The organism is Stenotrophomonas sp. CASM106 (assembly GCF_049384825.1).
In the GTDB taxonomy this organism is placed as follows: Bacteria; Pseudomonadota; Gammaproteobacteria; order Xanthomonadales; family Xanthomonadaceae; genus Stenotrophomonas; species Stenotrophomonas muris.
Genome location: NZ_JBMRFS010000014.1, coordinates 59,286 through 84,817 on the forward strand (window position 1 = coordinate 59,286; position 25,532 = coordinate 84,817).

Genomic DNA, 25,532 nt, shown 5'->3' on the forward strand with positions numbered 1-25,532 from the left:
ATGCCGCGCATGCTGGTGGTGATGGCGTCGCTGCTGCTGTGGTCGTTGCTGATGTTCATGACTGGCTGGCGTTGGCGCGGTGATCGCAGCGACCTCGCGATGGCGCGTGCCGATGTGGAGCAACAGGCCGGCGCGGTGCAGTCCGAACGGCGGTTGCGCCGGGATCAGGAAGAACGGAGCGAGGCGATGGCCTCACTGGGGGAACAACATGAACAGGATCGTGAGCGCGCGGCCGAGGTGGATGCCGATGTGGTGGCTGCCCTGCGCGCTGGCACTCTCCGCCTGCGCGACGACCTCGCCGCGTGCCATACCGGCCGTCTGTCCGAAGCCGCCGCCCGCACCGGCGAACGTGATGCGGGCGCCCAGTTACGAGCAGAGGTTGCGGCAGCGCTTGTTCGAATCGGACGCGATGCCGACGACCAGCTCCGTGCCTGCCAGGCCGTGATCGAACTGGATCGCCGTTGAGGGCGCCGGCGCAGTTATGCTGGCCGTCCTCTCGAAAATGGAAGTTCGCATGCGCGTCGTCGCTCTCTCCGCCCTGATCCTGCTGGCCGCCGCAGGGCCGGGCCTCGCAGCTGTTCCCACCGTGCCGGCAGCACCGCCGGCATCGACCGCTGCGGCCGCACCACTGGTCATCGGCGAGACCTTCACCGTGCAGTCGAAGGCACTGGGCGAGACCCGCCGCATCAATGTCTATCGTCCGCAGCCCTGGGGCCTGGATCCGAAGGCGCCGCTGCCGGTGCTGTACATGGCCGATGGCGGCATCGGCGAGGATTTCCTGCATGTGGCAGGGCTGGTGCAGGTGCTGACCGGCAATGGCAGCATGCGTCCGTTCCTGCTGGTCGGCATCGAGAATACCGAGCGCCGCCGCGACATGACCGGCCCCAGCAGCGACCCGCAGGACCAGAAGATCGCGCCACGCATCGGTGGCTCGGCGGCCTACCGCAGCTTCCTGCGCGATGAACTGATGCCGCAGGTACGCCAGCGCTACCCGACCACAGACGAGCGTGCGCTGATCGGTGAGTCGCTGGCTGGCCTGTTCGTGGTCGAGACGCTGCTGCAGGAGCCGACGCTGTTCAACAGCTATATCGCGCTGGACCCCAGCCTGTGGTGGAACCGTGGTGCGATGCTGGCCGGAGCATCCCGGCAGCTGCCGGCGGTGACGCGTGCACAGCCGCACGTGTTCCTGGCCAGCAGCGGGCAACCGGAACTGGCCGCCTCCACGGCACGACTGGCCGCGCTGCTGCAGCAGGCCTCGCCGTCGCCGCTGGTGAAGTACCTGCCGCTGCCGGAGGAAACCCACGCGACCGTCTACCACCCGGCCGCATTGCAGGCGCTGCGCACACTGTTCCCGGCGCCGCCGCCGGCCTCGCCCTGACCGCGCGTGGCGCGGCGCCGCGCGACGTGTGAGGATGCGGTAGCGACGCCACCCGGGTGCGTCGCCCGCAACGGGAGAGTGTGGATGCAGCGTGTGCGTGGATGGAGTGTGGCGGCCTGCCTGGCCATGGGGGGCTGTGCGATGTCGGTGGCGCCACCGGCAACTCCGGATGAAGCGAAGGAAAGCGCGGCCACCGCCGCGCAGGGCGTGGTGCTGCCGGATACCGAGGCGCTGCGCGTGCACGACCCGGTGGGACGCGATTACCCGATCTGGGTGGCGTTGCCGGCCGACTACGCCGCACATCCGGAGAAGCACTATCCGGTGCTGTACGTGACCGATGCGCTGTACAGTTTTCCGCTGGTGCGCAGCGTGCGCAACCTGGTGGGGCAGCAGGGCGTCAACATCGAGAACTTCATCCTGGTCGGGCTGCCGCCGCAGGAGGGGCTGACCTCCAAGCAGAGCCGCTCGCGCGACTACACGCCCAGCACCCCGGCGCGTACGGTCGATGGCTACTACAGCGACGACGTCTCCTACGGCGGGGCCGCGCACTACCGCGATTTCCTGGCGGCGCAGGTGCTGCCGATGGTCGATGCGCGCTACCGCACCGATCCCACCCGCCGCATGTTCGCCGGCCACTCCTATGGCGCGCTGTTCGGCGCCTATGTGCTGACCACCCAGCCGGACTTGTTCAGCACCTACATCCTGTCCAGTCCGTCGCTGTGGTTCGACCAGCTACTGCTGCCACGCATGCAGGACGTTGCCGTCATCCCGGCGCAGCCCACGCGCGTTCTGTTGTCGGTGGGCAGCTATGAAACGGACAAGCCCGGGCCGCGCTATTCAACCGGCAACGACATGCTGCGCCAGACCGCCGACTTCACCGCCCAGCTTCAGCGCAGTGGCCGCAAGCTGAAGGTGGACAACGTGGTGATCGACGGTGAGGACCACCTGACCGTCTACCCGCGGGCGATCACCCGTGCGCTGCTGGAAGTGATGCCGGGCGAGGGGCCGTATACCGGCGGTTGATGGCCGGTGGCATCCACGCATGGCATGGATACCGGGGTGTGGTGTGGATGAATGCCTCAGGCGGCCTGTGCATCCGGCCCGGTCAATACGCCCACATCGGCGTGCCGGAAGCACAGCCGGATGGCGTCGAGCAGCTCGCTCATGTTGTAAGGTTTGGGCAGGAAATGGATGCCGTCGCGCAGCTGCGGCAGCACCTGGTGCTGGTCCATGCCCGACGTCACCAGGATCGGCAGCTGGGGATACAGGCTGCGGACCCGGTTGGCGGCTTCAATGCCACTGATCGCACCCAGATTGACGTCGGTGAACAGCAGGTCGAAACGCTCACCGGCCGCCAGCAGGCCCAGCGCCGCTTCGGCAGAGCTCACGCCCACTACGTGGCAGGCCTGGCTTTCCAGCGCCAGTCGGCTCAGCTCGCGGGTTTCCTCGGCGTCCTCGATGAGCAGGACGCGGGGTTCAACGTGGCGCTTGGACAGCAACATGACGCGACAACTCCGGACAGCAACGGTGAAAAGGCGCGCAAGTATGCGCAAGCCGGTAGTGATCCCGACGTGCACGGCAAGCTAAGCGGGCGTTACAGCCCTCTCTGGCGCCTGAACCGCACGTGCCAGGCCAGCACCGCCACCGCGAGCAGGGCGGTGCCGATGCGCAGGCAGGTGGCCTGCCAACCCAATGCGATGGCGTCATCGAGGCTGAACACATTCCAGGCAAGGTTCATCGAAACATGCAGGACCAGGCCGCACCACAGGGTGTCGCCGTCGAGGTGGTCGAGCCAGGCGAAGATGAAGCCGCCCAGCGCGATCACCGCGCCAATGAACAGTGCGATGCCGCCGCCGTCGAACCCGCCGAAGCCGAGCCAGTGCACCATGCCGAACAGCAGTGCCTGCGGCAGCGCGAGCAACGGCCACGGACCGCGCACGATCTTCACCAGCAGCACGAAGCCGAGGCCACGGAACAGCAGTTCCTCGGCCAGCGGGAACAGCGCGGCCAGCATCGTGGCATCCAGCCCAGTCAGCGCCGTGTTCGGAGTTCCGAGCAGCGCCAGTCCCAGCCAGCAGGGCAGGCTGGCCAGCAGCACCCACAACGGGCCGCCCCAGCCGTTTCCGCGCAGTCCCAAGCTGGCCATCAGGCCCATGCCACGGGGCCGCAGCAGCGCGGCCAGCAGCAGTGCCACCAGTACCGCCAGCGCGTTGTCCAACAGGCTGCCGCCATAGGGGATGGGCAGTGCGGGAACCGGTGTGCCGATGGCCGCGGCGATATCCCGCAGGTTCAGGCCAAGGCCGACACCCAGCAGCACCAGCAACAGGCGCGCGGTGGTGGGCAGGCGGGACAATACGGTCATGTACGCATTCCCTGCGGAACAAGGGCGCAGTGTGCCGCGCGGTACGCATGTGGGCACGCGCCGGAAGTCCCTGTGCCATCGGTCACGCGTTGCCGCACAGTCATCGCGGTGCAGGTACAGTCGAAACCAGACCGACAGGAGCAATACCGATGCTGTGCCCCGTGTGCAAGACCCAGACGCTGCAGATGGCCGAACGCCACGGCATCGAGATCGATTACTGCCCAAGTTGCCGCGGCGTGTGGCTGGATCGTGGCGAGCTGGACAAGATCATCGAGCGCGCAGGCGCCGGTGCGGCCGTACCACCGCCAGCGCCCGTGCAGGCTCAGCCGGCGTCGCCGCCACCGGTGATGCACCGTGATACCCGCCACCTCGGCCAGCGCTACGAGGACAACCGGGGCCAGGGCTACAAGAAAAAGAAGAAGGACAGCTTCCTGTCGGAACTGTTCGATTTCTAGTTTGTAGCGTCGAGCCATGCTCGACTGGATATTGCAGACCCTGGCCAAGCATGGCTCGACGCTACATGGGCTGCATGATCATGGCCGCCGCAGGATGAACTCGCGGTCGTGGGTATCACCGACGATGAAGTCGTACTCGCCGACCTTGCTGCAGCCATAGCGCGCGTAGAAGCGCTGCGCGCCGAAGTTTTCTTCCCATACGCCCACCCACAGGGTGCGGCGCTGCGGCTGGTCCAGCCAGGCCATGAACGCGTCCATCAGGCGTGCACCATGGCCGCCGTTCTGGTGTGCGGCCAGGATGTAGAACCGCTTCAGTTCGATGTCGCCCTCGCGTGCATCGGCATGCGGCAGGGTGTTGGCACCGGCGGCCAGGTAGCCGACCACGGCGTCGCCGTCCATCAGCAGCCAGATGGCACTGCGTGGGTCGGACAGTTCAGTGCGCTGCGGTTCGCTGCTGTAGTGCGCCTGCAGGAAATCATGCAGCTCCTGCGGCGGATAGGAATCGCCCCAGGTTTCGTTGTAGGTGGCGATCGCGATGGCCGACAGGGCGTCGACATCGGCAAGGGTGGCGCGGCGGATCTGCAACGACATGGTGGTGCCTGCACTGGAACGTGGCGCAGTGTAGCCGGCCCCGGCGGCTGCCGGGGCTGGCCATCGCGCACGAGCCGCTGCTCAGAACCACATTCGCACGCCGGTCACCCAGCGTGTGTCGCGTGCGTGGTCACCGGCATAGTCGGCGGTGTCGCCAAACGTGCGCTCGTGGCTGATGCCGATGTATGGCGCAAAACGGCGGCTGAACTCATAGCGCAGGCGTAGCCCGGCTTCGACCTTGTTCAGTCCGCGACCAATGCCGTACTCCGGTTCATCCTTGGCCGCGATGGTGGCTTCCAGCAGCGGCTGCAGGATCAGGCGGTTGGTCAGCAGCACGTCGTACTCGACCTCGGCCTTGGCCAGCACCTGGCCGCCGGAACCCATATACAGCGTGGCCGAGCTCTCGAACTTGTACGGTGCCAGCCCCTGGATGCCGATGGCCGCCCACGTGCGCGAGTCAGCCGGGCGGAAGTCCTGGCGCACGCCGACCAGCACGTCCCACCACGGCGACACGCTGCGGCCATACAGTGCTTCCAGCGACGATGACTCGGTGCGGCCGCGGCTGCGTTCGCCATCGGTGCGCAGCCACAGGCGGTTGATGTTGCCACCGATCCAGCCGGTGGCCTCCCAGGCCTGGCCGTTGCTGCTCTTGCCGTCCCAATGTTCGAGGCGGTCGATCAGCAGCAGGCTGTTGATCTCCGGCGCATGCTCCATCGCGCCGTGCGCGATCGGTGGGAATGCAGCGGCACGATCGGCATCGGACGGCACCGGGATGGGGTCGCGCGGTTCGGTGGGCGCGGGCGTGGCATGGCCCATTGCCCCGTGGTCCATCTGCGAATGGTCCATCGCCGCCGGTTGCATCGCGCCATGGTCCATCTTCGAGTGATCCATGCCGGCATGATCTGTGGCGCCCGAATCCATCTTCGAATGATCGGCCTGTTCGACCGGCGCGTTGGCGGTCTTTGCGGGCGGATCCATCGCGGCCATGTCATGCCCGGCGTGCGACTGCGCGAACACCGGCAATGCGGCGGCCAGGCCCAGGGCCAGCAGGCTGGGGGAAAGCAGTGAGCGGCTCATTCTTCGATCCTCACTTCGCGCATCATGCCCGCTTCCATGTGGTACAGCAGATGGCAGTGGTAGGCCCAGCGGCCGAGCGCATCGGCGCGCACGCGGTAGCTGCGGCGGGTGCCGGGCGGCATGTCGATGGTGTGCTTGCGCACCTGGAATTCCTCCTGCGCGTTCTCCAGATCGCTCCACACGCCATGCAGGTGGATCGGGTGCTGCATCATGGTGTCGTTGACCAGCACGATGCGCATGCGCTCGCCGTAGTTCAGCCGCAGCGGTTCGGCGCTGGCGAACGGAATGCCATCGAACGACCAGGAGAATTTCTCCATGTGCCCGGTCAGGTGCAGTTCGATCTCACGGCTGGGCTCGCGGCCATCGGGGTCCTCGAACAGGCTGCGCATCGCGCCATAGGTCAGCACCTGGCGGCCGTTGTCGCGCAGGCCGATGCCGGGGTCGTCCAGCTTCGGTTCGGTCGCCGAGCTCTGCATGTCCACCAGCGGGTTGTTGCGCTCGCTGGGCGGGTGCTTTGGCGCCTTGCTGGCGGCATCACCGCCGCCATGCGCACCGTGGCCCATGCTGGCGCCGCAGCCGCCTTCCATGCCCTTCATCGCGGCCATGTCGTGGCCGCCGTGGCCACCACTGCCCATGTCGTGGCCCATGTCGCTCATCGTCAGCAACGGGCGTGGGTCGCGCTCGGGAATCGGCGCCTGCAGGCCATGGCGCACCGCCAGCGTGCCGGCAGCGTAGCCGGTGCGGCCCATGTCCTGGCAGAAGATCGTGTAGGCATCCTGGCCGCTCGGTTCCACCAGCACATCGTAGGTCTCGGCCGGCGCGATGCGGAATTCATCGATGCTGACCGGGTGGATGTACTGGCCATCAGCGGCGACCACGGTCATCTTCAGGCCGGGAATGCGCACATCGAAGTAGGTCATCGAGGCGCCGTTGATGAAACGCAGCAGCACCTTCTCGCCGCTGCGGAACAGCCCGGTCCAGTTGCCGGCCGGGGCGGTGCCGTTCATCAGGTAGGTGTAGGTGTGGGCGTTGATGTCGGAGATGTCGGTCGGCGTCATCCGCATCCGCCCCCACATGCCACGGTCGGACAGCGCGGCTGACCAGCCCCCGCGCTTCACGTCACGCAGGAAGTCGGGCAGGGTGCGCTTGTAGTAGTTGTCATGCTCGGCGAGCTTCTTCATGCGCCGGAACAGCGCACCCGGATCCATGTCGGTCCAGTCGGACAGCATGATCACGTGCTCGCGGTCGTGCCGGTACGGCGCCGGTTCGGCCGGATCGATGATCAGCGCGCCGTACAGGCCGGCCTGCTCCTGGAACATCGAGTGGCTGTGGTACCAGTAGGTACCCGACTGCTTCAGCTGGAAGTGGTAGTGGTAGGTCTCGCCGGGGCCGATGCCGTTGAAGCTCAGGCCGGGCACGCCGTCCATGTTGGCCGGCAGCAGGATGCCGTGCCAGTGGATCGAGGTCGGGTGGCGTTCCAGCGTGTTGCGCACGAACAGGTCCACGGTCTGGCCTTCGCGCCAGCGCAGGATCGGCGCCGGCAGCGATCCATTGACGGTGATCGCCGGGCGGGTGCGGCCGGTGAAGTTGGCCAGTGATTCGCCGATGGCCAGTTCGATGCGGGTGTCGCTGAGCACGGCTGGGGCGCCGGCCAGGCGCGGGGTGGCCGTGGCGGCGGCGAGCGCGCGCTGTGGTACGCCGACGGCGGCGATGCCGGCAACCACGCCGCCGGCGGCCAGGCCCTGCACGAACAGGCGGCGCGACGGCATGGGCACGGCGCCCGGACCGGGGGGAATGCGGGTATTCATGGTGGTGACTCCAGACACGTAAAGACGCCGGCAGGTGGCCGGCTACGGTGCGCAGGGCGCACGGTGCATGTGGAATCAGCCGATGGGAGGGCGTGAGATCGGCGGCAGCGGCGGCGCCGGACGGCCGGTGGCCGGCATCGGCTGTGGTGCCAGCGACAACGCCGGGCCGGCCATGAACGGCAACGGCTGCACCACCAGCAACGGGTGCTGGGCACAGCTGCGCACGCAGTCCTTGATCTGGCAGTGGGCGTCGTGGGCGGGGGCCTTGGCCTGCGGGGCCGGGTCGGCCTGCATGCCGGCGTGGTGGTGGCAGTCGGCGTCACCGCCAGCTGCGGCGGCCGCGACGGCGTGTGCCATCCGCCCCATTTCTTCATGACCGCTGGCCATGGCCGCGTTCAGCCCGTTGAGCAACAGGCTGAGCATGAGCACGACACGAAGCAGGGTCGAAGCCAGGGACATGGCGCTAATCTAGCCGCAAGCGGGCGCGGATGCACTTCCGGCTGAATGGCCGGTTCAAGGTTGGAGCTGCACCAAGGTGGAGCTGCACCAAGGTGGAGCCGGGCCCGCGCTCGGCTGCTGTTCGCGCAGGGGCAGCCGAGCGTGGGCTCGGCTCTACCGGGGCGCCCGCGTGCCGTTGGGACCATGCCCGGCGGCCGCGCAGCGCGGCAACGCGATACCGTCAGCCCTCTTCGCGCACGATCTCGACCAGGCGCGGGCCGTAACGGCTCAGCTTGGTGCCGCCGATGCCGCCGACCCGTGCCAGTGCATCCAGGCTGGTCGGGCGCTGTTCGGCGATGTTGCGCAGGGTGCTGTCGTGGAAGATCACGAACGCCGGCACGTTCTGTTCGCGGGCCAGTTCGGCACGCAGGCCGCGCAGGGCGTTGAACAGCGCCAGATCCTGCGGCAGTACCGACAGCCCGGTACGCTGCGCACTGCGTTCGCGCCCGCTGGTGCTGCTGGCCGGGTCGCGGCGCATGCTGATCTGGCGGCGGCCGGTCAGTACGTCGCGGCTGGCGTCGGTCAGGCGCAGGCCGCCGTGGCCCTCGCTGTCCACTTCCAGCAGGCTGGCGGCGACCAGTTGGCGGAACACGCTGCGCCAGGTGCGCGCATCCAGATCGCGACCGATCGCATAGGTGCTGAGCTTGTCGTGGCCCTGCTGCTTCACCTTCTCGTTCTCGCTGCCACGCAGGATGTCGATCAGGTGGCCGACGCCGAAGCGCTGGCCGCTGCGGTAGACGCAGCTCAGCGCCTTCTGTGCCGGAATGGTCGCGTCCCACGAGGCCGGCGGTGTCAGGCAGTTGTCGCAGTTGCCGCAGGGCTGGGGGTAGGTCTCGCCGAAACCGGCCAGCAGCACCTGGCGGCGGCACTGCATGGATTCGCAGTAGCCCAGCAGATGGTCGAGCTTGGCCCGCTCCAGCTGCTTGCGCTCTTCGCCGGCCTCCGACTGCTCGATCATCTGCTTGAGCAGCACCACGTCGCCCAGGCCGTAGCACAGCCAGGCCTCGGCGGCCTCGCCATCGCGACCGGCGCGGCCGGTTTCCTGGTAGTAGCCTTCCATCGACTTGGGCAGGTCGGTATGCGCGACAAAGCGCACGTCCGGCTTGTCGATGCCCATGCCGAAGGCGATGGTGGCGCACATCACGATGCCGTCCTCGCGCAGGAAGCGGCGCTGGTTGTTCGCGCGCACGTCTGGCGGCAGGCCGGCGTGGTAGGGCAGGGCGTTGAAGCCCTGGCCGCAGAGGAATTCAGCGGTCTCCTCGACCTTGCGCCGCGACATGCAGTAGACGATGCCGGCCTCGCCACGGTGGCTGCGCAGGAAGTCGGTCAGCTGCTTGCGGGCGTTGTCCTTCTGCACCACGGTGTAGCGGATGTTGGGGCGGTCGAAGGAGCTGACGAAGTGGCGTGCTTCCTGCAGATCCAGGCGCTCGGCGATCTCGCGCTGGGTTGGCGGATCGGCGGTGGCGGTCAGCGCGATCCTCGGGATCTGCGGCCAGCGCTCGTGCAGCACGGTCAGCTGGCGGTATTCCGGGCGGAAGTCGTGGCCCCACTGCGACACGCAGTGTGCTTCGTCGATGGCGAACAGGGCGATCTGGCTGCGCGACAGCAGCGACAGGAAGCGACCGGTCAGCAGCCGCTCGGGAGCGACATAGAGCATGTCCAGCTCACCGGCGAGCAGTTCGCGCTCGACGCGGCCGGCAGTCTCGGCATCCAGGGTGGAATTCAGGTACTCGGCGCGCACGCCGAGCTGGCGCAGGGCTTCGACCTGGTCCTGCATCAGCGCGATCAGCGGCGAGATGACGATGCCGCAACCGTCACGCAGCAGGGCCGGGACCTGGTAGCACAGCGATTTGCCGCCGCCGGTGGGCATCAGCACCAGGGCATCGTGACCGGCAGCCACATGCTCCACGATGTCCTGCTGCGGACCACGGAAATCGTCGTAACCAAAGACGCGTTGGAGCAGGTCGTGCGCGGGACGGGAAGCCATCCGTTTAGTTTACCCCGGAGGGAGGGGTAGGGGTTCGGCAAGGCTGCGCCCTGCACCTGCTGCAAGCCAGTGCAACGTCAAAGGCAACAGCCGGCTCTGGGCTGTCTGCTTATTGGGCGGGGCGGTGTGGGCTTGCAGGACACGCCGTAAACCCGTCCTTGGGGGCTCGATGGCGCCATCCATGGCGCCAACGGTCCTGCAAGCCCACACCGCCCCACCCCCGACAGTTTCCCGGTGACGGGGGGCCAGATCAATCCACGCCATGCGTGGATGAAAACTGTCAGAACTCGACAAACAAAATGGGGTCAGATCCGTTTTCCTGGGGAAAACGGATCCGACCCCAATGGCTTTGCCGGCAGATCGCGGAAAACTGCCGAAGGCGGGGTGGGTCCGGTGCCAGGGGTGTCCGCGGCATGGATGCCGCGGCCAAGCCCCCAAGGACGGGTTCACGGCGTCCCCTGCCACCGGACCCACCCCGCCAACCCACAGGAAACCAGCTTTTGCTCCGGCCGTTGCCGTTGCAGTTGCCTCTGCGGGTGCAGGGCGCAGCCCTGCCGGGCCCCCCAACTCTTACTGCAGCAGCGAGCGCAGCATCCAGGCGTACTTCTCGTGGGTCTGCAGCCGCTGGGTCATCAGATCCTCGGTCGGGGCGTCATCCCCCTTGGCCGCCACCTCCAGCACTTCACGTGCCGTACGGCAGACTGCTTCGTTGGCGACCACCAACTGGCGTACCATTTCACGCCAGTCCGCGCTGTCGGTCAGGCCCGGTTCCTCGGCGATCGAGGTCAGCGCAGCGAATTCCCGGTAGGAGCCCGGGGCATTGAAGCCCAGCGCGCGGATGCGCTCGGCCACGTCGTCCAGTGCCGCCCACTGCTCGGTGTACTGCGTCTCGAACATGGTGTGCAGCGAGTTGAACATCGACCCGGTCACGTTCCAGTGGAAGTTGTGCGTCTTCAGGTAGAGCGTGAACGCATCGGCCTGGAAGCGCGACAGACCGTCGGCGATCTTCTTGCGGTCGCCCTGGGTGATCCCGATATCGATGTTCGGCGCCGACGGTGCCGCCGCTGCAAGCTTCTGCTTGCCGGTCTTGGCCTTGGTCGTGCTCTTGGTCTTCGCCATGGGGTTCCTCCTTGTGGAATCGTTGGCCTTCACAATAAACCGGTCGTGATGACTGGTCGCTATCAAAGTTTTGAACGAACCGATTGATGAACTCTATCGATAAAAATCCATCGTCCCGCCTGCGCCAACAGCGCGCCGCCATCGACGGCGCCATGAGCCGCGACCGGGGCCGTTTGCTGGGGATGCTCTCGCGTTGCCAAGCCAAGCCACAGGATGCGGCGTTGGCCGCTACCTTCGAGCAGGCCTTGCAGGCGTCGGTGCAGCGCCGGCAGGTCCGGGCGCAGCAGCAGCCGTCCATTACTCTGGACCCGCAGCTGCCGATTGCGCGTGAAGCCGACGCCATCATCGGGCTGATCCGCGACCATCAGGTGGTGGTGATCGCTGGTGAAACCGGCTCGGGCAAGACCACCCAGCTGCCGAAACTGTGCCTGGCCGCAGGCCGTGGCCAGGCCGGCATGATCGGCTGCACCCAGCCGCGACGGATTGCCGCACGTGCGGTGGCAAGCCGCGTGGCGCAGGAACTGCAGAGCGAACTGGGCCAGTTGGTCGGCTACCAGGTGCGCTTCAACGACAAGGTCAGCGACGACAGCCGCATCAAGTTCATGACCGACGGCATCCTGCTGGCGGAGATCGCCAGTGACCGCTGGTTGTCGAACTACGACACGATCATCGTCGACGAGGCGCACGAACGCAGCCTCAACATCGATTTCCTGCTGGGCTACCTGAAGCAGCTGCTGCGCAAGCGCCCGGACCTGAAACTGATCGTCACCTCGGCCACCATCGATACCGAACGCTTCGCCCAGCATTTCGACAATGCGCCGGTGATCAGCGTCGAAGGCCGCACCTACCCGGTGGAAGTGCGCTATCGCGCGCTGGAAGGCGAGGGCGAAGACCAGGGCGAACGCACCGTCAACGACGCCATCGTGTCGGCCATCGACGAGATCACCCGCCTGGATGCGCGCGGCGACGTGCTGATCTTCCTGCCGGGCGAACGCGAGATCCGCGATGCGCACCAGTCGCTGGAGCGCCGCAAGTACCGCAACACCGAGGTGCTGCCGCTCTATGCGCGGCTGTCCAACCAGGACCAGGACCGGGTGTTCAATCCCGGGCCGAACCGGCGCATCGTGCTGGCCACCAACGTCGCGGAGACCTCGCTGACGGTGCCGCGCATCCGCTACGTGGTCGATCCGGGCTTTGCCCGCGTCAAGCGCTACAGTCCGCGCAACAAGCTGGACCGCCTGCACATCGAGCCGATCTCGCAGGCCAGCGCCAACCAGCGCAAGGGCCGCTGCGGCCGTATCGCCGAGGGCATCTGTTACCGCCTGTACGCCGAAGCCGATTTCCAGGCGCGGCCGGAGTTCACCGATCCGGAGATCCGCCGCTCCAGCCTGGCCGGGGTGATCCTGCGCATGCTGCAGCTGGGCCTGGGCCGCATCGAGGAGTTTCCGTTCCTGGAAGCGCCGGACGAGCGTGCGGTGGCCGATGGCTGGCAGCAGCTGACCGAACTGGGTGCGATCGACGCCGAGCGGCGCATGACCACCATCGGCAAGCAGATGGCACGCCTGCCGGTGGACGTGAAGCTGGCGCGCATGCTGGTCGCCGCGCAGGCCGCCGGCTGCCTGCGGCCGATGCTGGTGATCGCCTCGTTCCTGGGCATCCAGGACCCGCGCGAACGTCCGCCCGAAGCACGCGGTGCCGCCGACAGCGCGCATGCGCAGTTCGCCGATGGTCGTTCCGAGTTCGTTGGCGTGCTGCGCCTGTGGGATGCCTACCGGCAGGCCCATGAAGACCTGACCCAGTCCAAGCTGCGCGACTGGTGCGGCCGTCATTTCCTCGGCTTCCTGCGCATGCGCGAGTGGCGCGAGCTGCACCGCCAGCTGCGGCTGCTGTGCGAGGAACTGGGCTGGAAGGAAGAGGCCGACGAGGCGTCGATGGCGCCGTTGCTGGCCGGCAGCAGTGCGCCGGCGGCAGCGCGTGATGATGCCGCCGCAGTGAAGGCCACCCGTGGCCAGCTGCACCGCGCTGCACGCCTGGCCCGCGAAGGCAAGGCCGAAGCGGCGCCGACGCCGGTGGCCGTACGTGCACAGAAGGAGCAGGCACCGGCGGGCGGCGGCTTCAGCGAACGCGTGCGCGCGGCTGCCTACCAGACCCTGCACCGGGCGTTGGTGGCGGGCCTGCCGACGCAGATCGGGCACCGCACCGAGAAGGGCGATTTCCAGGCGCCACGCCAGCGCCGTTTCCTGCCGTTCCCCGGTTCGGCGCTGTCCAAGCGCCCGCCGCCGTGGTTGCTGGTGGCCAACCTGCTGGACACGCAGAAGGTCTGGGGCATGACCCTGGCCGCGATCGAGCCGGACTGGGTCATCGCCGAACTGCCGCACCTGCTGCTGCGCAAGCACTTCGACCCGCACTGGTCGCGCGCGCAGGGCCAGGTGCTGGCCTCCGAGCAGATCAGCCTGTTCGGCCTGGTGCTGGCACCGAAGAAGCCGGTGCACTACGGCCGCATCGCACCGGGCGAGGCGCACGACATCTTCGTGCGCCAGGCGCTGGTGACCGGCGAGATCAACACCCGCGCCAGCTTCGTGGCCGACAACCAGAAAGTGCTGGAGGTCGCCCGCGAGGAGGAAGCGAAGCTGCGCCGCGCCGGCATCGTGGCCGACGAGGACTGGCAGGCGCGCTGGTACCTGGACCGGGTGCCGCCGCAGATCCATTCGGCGGCAGGGCTGGATGCCTGGTGGAAGGGGCTGGCGCCGGAACAGCGCAAGACCCTGCACTGGTCACTGGTCGACCTGTTGCCGGGTGAGGGCAGCGAACAGGAGCGCTACCCGAAGTACCTGCCGCTGGGCCAGGCGCGCCTGCCACTGCACTACCGCTTCGAGCCGGGTGCCGATGATGACGGCGTGACCCTGGACGTGCCGCTGCACCTGCTCAACGCGCTGGACCCGGTGCAGCTGGGCTGGCTGGCGCCTGGCTTCGTCGCCGACAAGGCCTCGGCACTCATCCGCAGCCTGCCCAAGGCGATGCGCCGCAACTACGTGCCGGCGCCGGACTTCGGTCGTGCGTTCTTCGAGGCATTCCCGCAGCCCAGCGCCGATGCCATCACTGGCGAACTGGCGCGCTTTTTGTCACGTGCCACCGGCGCGACGGTGACGGCGCTCGATTTCGAACCCGCTTCGATCGAACCGCACCTGCACATGAACCTGCGCCTGCGCGACGAGCACGGCAAGGTGCTGGCGACCTCGCGTGATCTCGATGCGTTGCGCGCGAAATTCGGCGGCCGTGCCGGCGATGCCTTCGCTGCACGCGCGGGGCGCGAGATGGCGGCCGATGGCCTGCGCACGTTCCCGGCCGCGCCGATTCCGCTGCAGGTGCCCGGTGAAGCCGGCGTTCCGGCCTATCCGGCGCTGCTGGACGAGGGCGACAGCGTGGCGCTGCGCATCTTCGCCGATCGCCAGCAGGCGCAGGAGGCCCACCCGCTGGGTGTGCGCCGGCTGCTGGAGATTGCCCTGGCCGAGAAGGTCAAGCAGGCGCGCAAGCAGCTGCCGGTGGGTGCCAAGACCGGCCTGCTGTATGCCGCGATCGAATCGCAGGAACGCCTGCGTGGAGACCTGGTGGATGCGGCGATGAACGCGGTGCTGGCCGAAGGCCTGGAAGACATCCGCGATGCGGCAGCCTTCGAGCAACGCCGCGAGCATGCGGCCAAGGCCCTGTTCGGCGAGGCGATGTCGCGGCTGAAACTGGCCGAGTCCATCCTGGCGCTGGTGGCGGAACTGAAGCCGTTGCTGGAGGCGCCGTTGATGGGCTGGGCGCGTGGCAACCTGGACGACATGGAAGCGCAGCTGGCCGGGCTGATCCACCCCGGCTTCCTGCGCGACACGCCGGCCGACGCGCTGGCGCAGTACCCGCGCTACCTGAAGGCGATGATCCTGCGCACCGAGCGTGCCAAGCGTGATCCGCCGCGTGACCAGGCGCGCATGCTGGAATTGCACCCGTTCCTGGAGGCGCTGGAAGCGGGCGAGCAGCAGGGCCTGCGTGATCGCCCGCAATGGCAGGCGCTGCGTTGGGATCTGGAAGAGCTGCGGGTGTCGTTGTTCGCGCAGGAGCTGGGGGCACGCACCGGCATTTCGGCGAAGAAGCTGGCGCAGCGGGTGGCTGCACTTCGCCACGCGTGAACGCGCGCCATGGTCGCCCCATCGGGCGACCATGGCCGCCGGGCATGGATCCGGCACGGCCGGAATGCCCGGGCGTTACTTGGTGCGACGAACCTTCGGTTGCACGTTCACCCCGTCCACCTTCATGTACCAGGCGCCCATCACGCCTGGGCGCATGCTGACGTTCGGCGCTTCCTTGCGGCCACCGGAATAGTGCGTGGCGTCTATCTGCTCCCACTCCTGGCCGTTCTGCAGCACGTAGCGGCGGCCCTGGCCGAAGCCACGGAATTCGCCCTGCAGGGTGCTTTCGATCGGTTCGCTGCTGCCGAAGTCCAGGAAGCCGCGGTTCTTCTTGATCACTTCCTGGCGGCCTTCTTCGCGCGCTGCGGCGACGGCCTGGGTGGTGGCCGCCTCGACCTTGCCCTGCAGCCAGCGGTTGAGCGTGGCCAGTTCAGCGGCGCTGAGCTTGTCCAGGCCGGCGGCCTTGAACTCGGTGGGCGACATCTGCTGCTGCAGGTCGCCCTCCACCACGCGCTGGGCCAGCGCAGGCGCGGACAGGGACAGCAACACGGCGGCACAGGCCAGCAGCCGTGGACGGACGCGCAGGGCAATCGAAGGCATGGCGGGTCTCTCCTGGATGTGTTGGCGAGTGTAGCGGCATGTCTTCATGCCGGGTGATGGTGGCCGCAGTGATTGTCCCTGAACGACGCCGGCGCTAGTGTAGGGGCCTCTGTCTTGCCTGCTCGATGCTGTGAACCGCGCTTCCGTCCCTGGCCTGGATGCCTTGTTGAACCGTCCCTCGGCAGCGGTGCTGCCTGCTCCGCTGCGCCAGGCCCTGCGCGAGCATTGGGAAGCGCCCGATTGCGACCACCAGATGCGTGCCACCTGGTCGGTGCTGGGCGATACCCTCGATGCGCTGGCGATGCTCTCGGCCGACGAAGGCGCGGTGGTGGCAGCATTGCTGTTCGACCTGCCGGGCCTGCGCGCCAGCCTGGACCAGCTGCCGCTGGGCAGCCACCAGGCGGCGGTGATCGGCCTGCTCGACGGCCAGGATGCGGCCGACCCGGTGTGGGCGCTGCACGCCGGCCGTGAGGCCGGACGCAACAGCGAGGGCCTGCGCCGGCTGCTGCTGGCGATCATCCGCGACCTGCGCGTGGTGCCGATCCTGCTGGCGCGCCAGCTGGCGCGGATGCGCGCGGCCGACAAGCTGGACGACGAGCAACGCCGCGCGCTGGCCCAGCTGACCCGCGACATCCACGCGCCCCTGGCCAACCGCCTGGGCATCTGGCAGCTGAAGTGGGAGCTGGAGGACCTGGCGTTCCGCCACCTGGAACCGGAAACCTACCGCCGCATCGCCCGCGAGGTGGACGAAACCCGCATCGCCCGCGAGCGTTACGTCGAGAACGTCAAGAAGGTGCTGTCGCGCGAGCTGGTCGCCCAGGGCATCAAGGCCGAAGTCAGCGGCCGCCCGAAGCACATCTACAGCATCTGGCGGAAGATGCAGAAGAAGCGGCTGGCCTTCGACCAGCTGTATGACATCCGTGCGGTGCGCGTGATGGTCGACGACGTCGCCGCCTGCTACGCCGCGCTGGGCGTGGTGCACGCGCTGTGGGCGCCGGTACCAAGCGAGTTCGATGATTACATCGCACGCCCGAAGGCCAACGACTATCGCTCGCTGCATACCGCCGTGGTCGGCCCGGAAGGGCGCACCATCGAAGTGCAGATCCGTACCCATGAAATGCACTCGCAGGCCGAGCTGGGCGTGGCCGCGCACTGGAAGTACAAGGAAGGCGGCAAGGGCGCGGAGAAGTCCTTCGATCGCAAGATCACCTGGATGCGCCAGCTGCTGGAGCAGGCGCAGGACGGGCAGGGCAATGAACTGGCCGGGGCGCTCGATGCCGAGCTGACCGAGGACCGGGTCTATGCGCTGAGCCCGAAGGACGAGGTGCTGGACCTGCCGCAGGGCGCTACGCCGCTCGATTTCGCCTACCAGGTGCACACCATGGTCGGGCACCGCTGCCGCGGCGCCAAGGTCAACGGCCGTATCGTGCCGCTGACCTATCGCCTGCGCAGTGGCGACCGCGTCGAGATCCTGACCGGCAAGGAGGCCGACCCGCGCCGCGACTGGCTGATGCCGGCCAATGGCTTCCTGGCCAGCAACCGCTCGCGCGAGAAGGTGCGCAGCTGGTTCCACAAGCTGGACCGCGCGCGCAACGTGCAGGCCGGTCGCGAGCTGCTCGAGCGCGAGCTGAAGCGGCTGGGCCTGCAGCACTCGGACCTGGCCGTCGCGGCCAAGAAGTTCCATGCCGACAGCGTCGATGACCTGTACATCCAGGTGGCGCTGGGCGATACCGGCCCGAACCAGGTCAGCCGGACGTTGCTGGAGGCGGAACGTGCCGCCAGCCAGCCCGCGCCCGCGCCGACGCTGCCGCGGCCGACCGCGCGCCGCGAGAACCTGGGCAAGTCCAAGTTCACCGTGCAGGGCGTGGGCAACCTGCTGGTGCAGCTGGCACGCTGCTGCCAGCCGGTGGCCGGCGAGCCGATCGTCGGCTACCTGACCCGTAGCCGTGGTGTCACTGTGCATCGTGCAGACTGTGCCGCGCTGGCCCGGCTGGCCGCCGCCAGCCCGCAGCGCATCCTGCCGGTGGAGTGGGGCCAGGCCGGTGGCGGCTACGAAGTGGACGTGGTGGTCGACGCGGTCGACCGCCGCTGGCTGCTGAAGGACATCACCAACCTGATCGCCCAGGAAGACGCCTACGTGCTCGACATCCACAGTGACAACGTGCGCAACAGTGGCCGTGCCCATCTGCGGCTGCGGCTGAAGGTCAGCGACTACGGGCAGTTGTCGACGCTGCTGGGCAAGCTTGATGCGCTGCCGGGCGTGAGCGAGGCACGTCGCCTCGGCTGAGCTTCACGCTGCCCCGGCTACCCTGCACGCATGGAACGCGAGCCCCCGCATCGCCCGCATGGCGCTGAACATCCTGCGCTGGACCGCGTCCGTCGCGAGGGTCGCTGGTGGTGGCTGCAGGCACGCCATGCGCGCCGGGTCTGGCGCTGGGCGCTGCTTGCGGCGCTGGCCGTGTTCGTGCTGCTGGTCCTGCTGCGCAAGCCGCTGGCCGACTGGTTCTGGGATGAGCCGCAGATCGAACAGCTGCTGGCCGAGGGGGATCGTGCGCTGGCCGCCGGTCGTTTGAGCGATGCCGATGGCAGTGGTGCGCGCGAGCGCTACCAGGCGGTGCTGGCGCTGGACGGTGATCGCCCGCAGGCGCGCCAGGGCCTGGCCAATACCGGCGCGGCAGCGCTGCAACAGGCGCGCGATCGCCTGCACGCCGGTGACCTGGACGGCAGCGCGCAGGCACTGGCACTGGCCCGTGAGCTGCAGGTGCCGCAGGGCGAAGCCGATGCGGTCGCCCGCCAGCTGCAGGCGCGACGCAGTGCCGGAGCCGGTATTGGTGCGTTGTTGGCCCAGGCGCGCAACGCGTTCGCGGCCGGACGCCTGGATGATGGCGACAGCAGTGCGTTGCCCTTGTTCCAGCGCATCCTTGCCCTGCAGCCGGACAACCTGCCGGCGCTGGAAGGTCGCGAAGATGCGCTGAGCGACCTGCTGCTGCAGGCGCGCACGCTGGCAGGGCGCGGAGAGCTGGCCGAGGCGGCCGCGATCCTGCGTCGTGCCCGCCAGTTCGATGCCGGTCATGCCGATCTGCCGGTCAGCGAGGAAGCCCTGGCGCGCGCGGTGGACCAGCGCCTGCGGCAGGCGCAGCGGGCACTGCAACGACAGCAGCTGGACGCCGCAGCCCAGGGTTTCCTGGCAGTGCTTGCGGTGGCGGCCGATGATCCCAATGCCCAGCGGGGGCGTGAGCAGGCGCTGCAGGCGGTGGTGGCGCGCAGCCAGACATCCGCCGACGACTTCCAGTTCGATGCGGCGCAACGCGATGCAGCCCTGGCGGCGGAGCTGGGCGCTTCGCAGGCAATCCGGCAACAACTGGCACAGCGCCTGCAGCGTGCGCGCCAGGCGCAACAGGCCCTGCAGCAGCCCGCGATCAGTACGGCGCAGCGCGAACGCCAGCTGCGCGACCACCTGCGCAAGATCGAGCGTGCCGAACGTGCAGGGCAGTGGATCAGCCCACCGGGGCACAGCGCGTTCGACGCACTGCGCGAAGCCCAGTCACTGGCCCCCCGCGACACGCGGGTCAAGGCTGCCGCAGCACGCCTGCTGCCCGCCAGTCGCCGCTGCTTCGACGACAATCTGCGGCAGAACCGGGTACAGGCGGCGGGTGCCTGCCTGCAGGCCTGGCAGACGCTGTCACCGACCGCAGCGGGCCTGCCCTCGGCGCGGCTGCGGTTGGCCCAGCGCTGGCTGGCGATCGGCAGCGAACGGCTCGGCAATGGCGACCTGGCCTTTGCCGCGCACGCTTCCGAACAGGCGCGGTTGCTGCAACCGGACCTGGCCGAACTGCCGGCGTTCGAAGACCGCCTGCGTCGCGCCGGTGGACGGGCGGACTAGGCGAAGAACACCCGCTGCACGGTCGCGCGGGCGGCATCAAGTGAGAAATGCTGGGCGACGTTGGCCAGGCCGGCATCGGACAACTGCTGCCACAGCTGTGGATCCTGGTACAGGCGGATCACCGCATCGGCGAAACCGACAGCGTCATCGGCCACCAGCACGTCCTGGCCGGGATGCAGGTGCATGCCTTCCACGGCGCAGGTGGTACCGACCACCGGCTGGCCATGGGCCATGCTCAGGTTGATCTTGCCCTTCACGCCGGCGCCGAACCGCAGCGGCGCAATGGCGATGCGCGCGCCGTCCATGTAGGGCGTGATGTCTTCGACGAACCCGTGCATCTGCACACCGGGCTGGCGTGCGGCCAGTGCCAGCAACGACTCCGGCGCCGCGGCGCCGATGCAGTGCAGGCGCACTTCCGGCAACCGGGCGCGGATGCGGGCAAAGACCTCGCCGATGAACCATTCCATGCCGTCCAGGTTCGGCGGATGACGGAAGCCGCCGACAAACACCAGGTCGCGCCGCTGCTCGAATACGGCGCCGGCACCAACGACCTCATGCAGGTTGGAGATCAGCTCCACCCGTACCTGCGGCGCATCGGACTGCAGCTGCTCCCGTTCGGCCGCACTGACCAGCACGGTGATGTCGCACTGCTCCATCACGGCCAGTTCGCTGCTGCGGGTACGTTCCGCTGCACGCAGCAGGGTTGCGTCGCCGGCCACTTCGGCACCGCGGCGTTCGCGCAGGTAGTGCAGGTCGACGGTGTCGAACACGGTCCGTGCCTGCGGTGCATAGCGCTTGAGCAGCGGCAGGCATTCGTGGGCGACGTGGTGACGCACCAGCATTGCCACGTCGAAACGCGATCCGTGGCTGCGCAGCCAGCCGGCTACGCTGTCCAGGAAGGGCGCGTACCAGACTTCCACGCCCATCCGTTGCAGCGCTTCGGTGGCCGCACCGGCGTGCTCGCGCCGGGTCGGTACGAACACAACGTGGGCGCCGCCCTGCAGCAGCAGGCGGATCAGATTGACCTGGCGCAGTGACCCGGAATCGCGATCCGGTTGCGGTACTTCCTCGTCCAGGATCAGCACCTGGCGCCGGCCGCGCAGCAGCAGCGCCGGAGACGGCACTTCGCCGACCGCCGGATGACGGCCCAGTTCGGTGGCCCAGCGGGCGGCGAAGATGGCCTGGTTGCGTACCTGGTAGGCCTTCACCCCGCTGCCGGTGTCGGTACCGTTGCTGGTGCCTTCGTCGTGGATCACCCGGCTGGCCGGCTGCACCAGCACGCGCAGGCCGTGTGCACGCACGCGGAAGGCCAGGTCGGTGTCCTCGTAGTAGGCCGGCTTGTAGCGGGTGTCGAAGCCGTCCAGCTGCTGCCAGAGGGCGCGTGGCAGCATCAGCGCCGCGCCCGAGCAGTAGTCGACGTCGCGCAGGCTGGCAAAGCGCGGATCATCGGCGGCCTCGAAGCGGCCGTAGCTCCAGCCACTGCCATCGGCGAAGATCACCCCGCCCGACTCCTGCAGGCGGCCATCCGGGTACAGCAGCTGGCTGCCGACCAGGCCGGCGTCGGGCACGCTGCCGAAGGTGTCCAGCAGGGCGTCGAGCCAGCCCGGCTGCGGCACCGTATCGTTGTTCAGCAGTACCACGTAGCGGCCGCGTGCGCGCGATACACCGTCATTGCAGGCTTCAATGAAGCCGCCGTTGTGCGCACGCACTTCATAGCGCAGCCCGGCCACCTGCGGCATCCACTGCACGGTGGCATCGCTGCTGCCGTCATCCACTACCAGGATCTCGCACGCGGCGGCCGGCGGGTGCGCCGCCAGGGCGCGCAGGCAGGCCACGGTGTGGGCGACGTGGTTGTAGACCGGGATGACGATGCTCACCTCCGGCGACTCGCTGAACGGCACCGTGAAGGGGGCGAAATCCTGCGCTGGCGGCAGGAACAGTGGCGTGCGCGGGGCGGGGACGGCGCGCTGGGCATGCACGCGGATGCGTTGCCAGGTGGCACGCCAGCCACGGGTGCGCAGGCTTGCCAGGCTCCGGCGGGCCAGGCCCGACAGGCGGTTGATCAGGTATCGGATCTCGGCCAGGGACATCGCCATCCGGTTGCAACTCCAGCTTAAGCAGGGGAACCCGGGAGAATTCGCCAGCCGCAGCGGCTGGGGTAGACTCGCCAGACCCTACATTCTCGCATTCCCGTGCCCCGACGCTACGATTCCGACGACATCGACGATTCCGACGACGACCAGCAGGACAACGGTCCGCTGTGGCGGCGCCGGCTGATCACCTGGAGCATGGCTGCGGTCGCGTTGGGATTGGGTTTCCTCATTCCCTATACGCTGTACCTGAACCAACAGGTGACCCAGCGTTTCGGTGAACTGCGCTGGCAGATCCCGACGCGCGTGTACGCGCGCCCGCTGGTGCTCACCCCCGGCAAGGCGATGGATGCGTCTACGCTGAAGACCGAGCTGGCCGCCTCTGCTTACCGCGATGACGGGCAGGGCAAGGAGCCGGCCACCTATGCGGTGAACGGCGGGCGCTTCGTCATCTCCAGCCGCGGCTTCAACGACGTTGACGGCCGGGTGGCCCCGCGCCGGGTGGAGCTGTCGCTGGCCGATGGCGGCGTGGCCTCGCTGCGCGACGCCGACAACCGCAAGGCGCTGAAGGCCGCGCGGCTGGATCCGGCGCGCATCGCCACCCTGTACGGCCAGAAGCAGGAAGAGCGCCGCCTGATCCGCATGGACGAGGCGCCGGACCTGCTGGTGACTGGCCTGCAGGCGGTGGAGGACAAGGACTTCAACCGCCACCACGGCATCGACCTGTCCGGCATCGCGCGCGCGGTGTGGGTGACGATCCGTTCCGGTGGCCAGAGCCGCCAGGGCGCTTCGACGCTGACCCAGCAGCTGGCCCGCAGCGGCCTGCTCGGCATCGGCAAGGAGCAGACGGTCACCCGCAAGTTCAATGAGGTGCTGTACGCACTGATCATGGAAGCGCGTTATGACAAGCGCACCATCTTCGAGGCCTATCTCAACCAGGTGTACCTGGGCCAGCGCGGCAGCCAGGCGATCCATGGCATGTCCTCCGGCGCCGAGTTCTGGTTCGGCCGTGACCTGCAGTCGCTGGAGACCGAGCAGATCGCACTGCTGATCGGCCTGGTCAAGGGGCCGTCCTTCTACGACCCGCGGCGCAACCCGGAGCGCGCGCTGGATCGCCGCAACTTCGTGCTGGGCAAGCTGCACGAGGCCACGCTGATCGACGATGCCGAGTACCAGCGCGCGCTGAAGGCACCGCTGGGCGTGCCCAAGACGCCGGGCCTGGTGGCAGCCAACCGCTTCCCGGCCTACGTTGACCTGGTCCGCCGCCAGCTCGGCCATGACTATCCGGAATCGGCGCTGCAGGGCGCGGGCCTGAGCGTGATGACCGGCATGTCGCCGTCCGCGCAGGCCTATGCCGAAGGCGCGGTGACCCGCACCATCAAGTCGCTGGAAAGCAAGCGCCGCCCCGAGCTGCAGGCCGGCATGGTGCTGACCGACGTGCACAACGGCGACGTGCTGGCGGTGATCGGCAGCCGCGAGGTGTCCGAGGTCGGCTTCAACCGCGCGATCGAGGCGCAGCGTCCGGTCGGTTCGCTGCTCAAGCCGTTCGTCTACCTGCTGGCCCTGGCGCAGCCGGACCGTTACTCGCTGGCCAGCTGGGTGGATGATTCGCCGGTGACGGTGCAGCTCGGCCGCGGCCGCAACTGGAGTCCCGGCAACGCGGACAACCGCAGCCACGGCACGGTGCGCCTGATCGACGCACTGGCGCATTCCTACAACCAGGCCACGGTGCGCGTGGGCATGCAGGTCGGCCCGGAGCGCGTGACCCAGCTGATCCATGTCCTGGCCGGCATCAAGGCTGACGCCAACCCGGCGGTGATCCTCGGCTCGACCGACCAGAGCCCGTACGCGATGGCGCAGCTGTATCAGTTCCTGGCGTCCGGCGGCGAGATCCAGCCGCTGCACGCGGTGCGTGGCGTGCTCGATCCGCAGGGCAAGCTGCTCAAGCGGTACGACAAGACCCCGGCACCGGCGCAGGAAGGCGACTCGATTGCCGCCAACCTGATCAGTGTCGGCCTGCAGCAGGTGGTCGCCAGCGGTACCGCGCAGCGGCTCAATGCCGATGGCCTCGGCCGCCTGCAGCCCGCCGGCAAGACCGGCACCACCAACGATGGCCGTGACAGCTGGTATGCCGGCTACACCGGTGATCACCTGGCAGTGATCTGGATCGGCAACGACCAGAACGCGCAGGCCGGCCTGTATGGCGCCACCGGCGCGATGCGGGTCTGGTCGGGCATCTTCCAGCGCCTGCCGAGCGCGCCGCTGCGGGTCAGCAACAAGGGCCTGGACTGGCAGTCGGTGGCTCCCACCGGCCTCAACAGCACCGATGAAGGCTGCCCCGGCGCGCGTCGTTTCCCGTTCGTGGTGGGCTATGCGCCTGCCTATGCGCCGTGCGCGCCGGCCGCGTCGCCGGAGGGGCAGGGCGAGGCCGACGGCGAGGGCGGTGGCTGGCGCAGCTGGTTCGGCCTGGACCGCAAGCCGGAAGCGCCTGCCGAACCTGCCGCGGCACCTGCCGCCGCCACTCCTCCCCCGAGCCGATGATGCCGATGAACATGCGATCCCTGCTGCAGCCCCTGGCCCTGACCGGCCTCAGCCTGGCCCTGGCCGCCTGCGTGAGCAGCGCACCACCGGTGGTCAAGCCGGTCGATACCACCACGCCGGCGCAGCGCCTGGCTGCGGTGGATGCTGCAGCGGGTCCGGACGACAAGGAATTGTCGGTACAGCCGCTGCGTGATTCGCAGGTGGAAGATCTGCGGGTAACCGCACTGGCACAACGCCAGGCGAACGACCTGGCCGGCGCGGCCAGCAGCCTGGACCACGCGCTGGAGATCGTGGCGGGTGACCCGGCAGTGCTGCAGGAACGTGCCGAACTGGCGCTGCTGCAGGGCCAGTGGGCGCAGGCGGAGACGTTCGCGCGCAAGGCGGTGGATCTGGGCTCGAAGACCGGGCCGCTGTGCCGCCGGCATTGGGCGACGATCGAGCAGTCGCGCCTGGCGCGGGGCGAGAAGGAGAATGCGGTGTCGGCGCATGCGCAGATTGAGGGCTGCACGGTGCCGGGGATCAAGCGGTACTGAATTTCCAGCCAACGGCGCAGCCCCTCGTGGCTGTGGGTTGGTCGCTGAAGCCAGAAGCAAAAGCCGCGCTTGGCCGGGCGGGGTGGGTTCGCGGGGGACGCCGTGAACCCGTCCCTGGGGGCTTGGCCGCGGCATCCATGCCGCGGACACCCCCGCGAACCCACCCCGCCCAACCTCTGACAGTTTCCGTGTGCGTCCAGCCACGGAAAAGAAAAAGAAAATCAAAAGCGGGTCGCGCGCTGCGCGCACTCGTTGTGGGGTCGTATCCGTTTTCCGCAGGAAAACGGATACGACCCCTTCTTGTTTCCGTTCCACCCACCGCTTCTGAAAGGGCAGTCGAGCAAGCTCGACGCGACGCCGCGCGTGCATCCGTCACTGGGAAACTGTCGAGGGTGGGGCGGGGGGGGCCGGCCCGACCCTTGGGGCCCAGGATTGCGCCCA

19 protein-coding genes are annotated in these 25,532 nt (G+C 68.4%); 9 read left to right on the forward strand and 10 right to left on the reverse strand.

What is annotated here, in order from left to right:
• From VG556_RS21115 to VG556_RS21125, 3 genes are all read left to right on the forward strand, one after another.
• On the forward strand, positions 1-465 hold the full coding sequence (locus tag VG556_RS21115; protein WP_014648116.1) for a lysis system i-spanin subunit Rz: 465 nt from the start codon (positions 1-3) through the stop codon (positions 463-465).
• 49 nt (positions 466-514) lie between these two features.
• Positions 515-1,378 (forward strand): alpha/beta hydrolase, encoded by an 864-nt coding sequence (locus tag VG556_RS21120; protein WP_100450488.1) that lies wholly within the window; start codon positions 515-517, stop codon positions 1,376-1,378.
• 84 nt (positions 1,379-1,462) lie between these two features.
• Positions 1,463-2,401, forward strand: coding sequence for an alpha/beta hydrolase (locus VG556_RS21125; protein WP_049406154.1), 939 nt, complete (start codon positions 1,463-1,465; stop codon positions 2,399-2,401).
• 56 nt (positions 2,402-2,457) lie between these two features.
• Here VG556_RS21125 and VG556_RS21130 read toward each other — a convergent pair whose 3' ends face one another.
• Positions 2,458-2,880 (reverse strand): response regulator, encoded by a 423-nt coding sequence (locus VG556_RS21130; protein ID WP_014648113.1) that lies wholly within the window; start codon positions 2,878-2,880, stop codon positions 2,458-2,460.
• 92 nt (positions 2,881-2,972) lie between these two features.
• Complete coding sequence (locus VG556_RS21135) at positions 2,973-3,740, reverse strand: type II CAAX prenyl endopeptidase Rce1 family protein (RefSeq protein WP_100450487.1); 768 nt, start codon at positions 3,738-3,740, stop codon at positions 2,973-2,975.
• A gap of 149 nt (positions 3,741-3,889) precedes the next feature.
• Here VG556_RS21135 and VG556_RS21140 point away from each other — a divergent pair, with 149 nt between their 5' ends.
• Entirely contained in the window at positions 3,890-4,195 is a 306-nt protein-coding gene (locus tag VG556_RS21140; protein WP_014648111.1) for a zf-TFIIB domain-containing protein, read from the forward strand.
• Between the two features lie 78 nt (positions 4,196-4,273).
• Here the strand turns inward: VG556_RS21140 and VG556_RS21145 are convergent, their stop codons facing one another.
• The 6 genes from VG556_RS21145 to VG556_RS21170 all read right to left on the reverse strand — a co-directional run bounded on the left by VG556_RS21145 (position 4,274) and on the right by VG556_RS21170 (position 11,275).
• A complete protein-coding gene (locus VG556_RS21145) occupies positions 4,274-4,786 on the reverse strand; it encodes a GNAT family N-acetyltransferase (protein ID WP_100450486.1) in 513 nt (170 codons plus the stop codon).
• Positions 4,787-4,867: 81 nt separating this feature from the next.
• Positions 4,868-5,863 carry a copper resistance protein B gene (locus VG556_RS21150; protein WP_100450485.1) on the reverse strand — a complete coding sequence of 332 codons (996 nt, stop codon included), beginning with the start codon at positions 5,861-5,863 and terminating at the stop codon, positions 4,868-4,870.
• Positions 5,860-7,671: a copper resistance system multicopper oxidase gene (locus tag VG556_RS21155; protein ID WP_100450484.1), complete on the reverse strand. Its 1,812-nt coding sequence runs from the start codon at positions 7,669-7,671 to the stop codon at positions 5,860-5,862. Before VG556_RS21155 ends, VG556_RS21150 begins: the two co-directional genes overlap by 4 nt.
• Positions 7,672-7,746: 75 nt before the next feature.
• Positions 7,747-8,130, reverse strand: a complete 384-nt coding sequence (locus tag VG556_RS21160; RefSeq protein ID WP_069116289.1) for a CopL family metal-binding regulatory protein — start codon at positions 8,128-8,130, stop codon at positions 7,747-7,749.
• A 220-nt stretch (positions 8,131-8,350) separates the two neighbouring features.
• Positions 8,351-10,156, reverse strand: coding sequence for a DNA helicase RecQ (gene recQ, locus VG556_RS21165; RefSeq protein ID WP_032958973.1), 1,806 nt, complete (start codon positions 10,154-10,156; stop codon positions 8,351-8,353).
• 570 nt (positions 10,157-10,726) lie between these two features.
• Positions 10,727-11,275, reverse strand: coding sequence for a Dps family protein (locus tag VG556_RS21170; RefSeq protein ID WP_005410730.1), 549 nt, complete (start codon positions 11,273-11,275; stop codon positions 10,727-10,729).
• Positions 11,276-11,361: 86 nt separating this feature from the next.
• Here VG556_RS21170 and hrpA point away from each other — a divergent pair, with 86 nt between their 5' ends.
• Positions 11,362-15,444, forward strand: a complete 4,083-nt coding sequence (gene hrpA, locus VG556_RS21175; protein WP_100450483.1) for an ATP-dependent RNA helicase HrpA — start codon at positions 11,362-11,364, stop codon at positions 15,442-15,444.
• 75 nt (positions 15,445-15,519) lie between these two features.
• Here the strand turns inward: hrpA and VG556_RS21180 are convergent, their stop codons facing one another.
• A complete protein-coding gene (locus tag VG556_RS21180; protein ID WP_014648104.1) occupies positions 15,520-16,044 on the reverse strand; it encodes a hypothetical protein in 525 nt (174 codons plus the stop codon).
• Positions 16,045-16,174: 130 nt separating this feature from the next.
• Between VG556_RS21180 and VG556_RS21185 the strand changes: the two genes are divergently transcribed.
• On the forward strand, positions 16,175-18,331 hold the full coding sequence (locus tag VG556_RS21185; RefSeq protein WP_032958977.1) for a RelA/SpoT family protein: 2,157 nt from the start codon (positions 16,175-16,177) through the stop codon (positions 18,329-18,331).
• A gap of 30 nt (positions 18,332-18,361) precedes the next feature.
• On the forward strand, positions 18,362-19,927 hold the full coding sequence (locus tag VG556_RS21190) for a hypothetical protein (RefSeq protein ID WP_100450482.1): 1,566 nt from the start codon (positions 18,362-18,364) through the stop codon (positions 19,925-19,927).
• Here VG556_RS21190 and VG556_RS21195 read toward each other — a convergent pair.
• Positions 19,924-22,023, reverse strand: coding sequence for a glycosyltransferase (locus VG556_RS21195; RefSeq protein WP_100450481.1), 2,100 nt, complete (start codon positions 22,021-22,023; stop codon positions 19,924-19,926). The two genes, VG556_RS21190 and VG556_RS21195, sit on opposite strands and share 4 nt — an antisense overlap.
• A 96-nt stretch (positions 22,024-22,119) precedes the next feature.
• Here VG556_RS21195 and mrcB point away from each other — a divergent pair, with 96 nt between their 5' ends.
• Positions 22,120-24,558, forward strand: a complete 2,439-nt coding sequence (gene mrcB, locus VG556_RS21200; protein ID WP_032958979.1) for a penicillin-binding protein 1B — start codon at positions 22,120-22,122, stop codon at positions 24,556-24,558.
• Positions 24,555-25,091 (forward strand): hypothetical protein, encoded by a 537-nt coding sequence (locus VG556_RS21205; protein ID WP_014648099.1) that lies wholly within the window; start codon positions 24,555-24,557, stop codon positions 25,089-25,091. The genes mrcB and VG556_RS21205 overlap by 4 nt, the downstream gene beginning before the upstream one ends.
• The last annotated feature ends 441 nt before the right edge of the window (positions 25,092-25,532 follow it).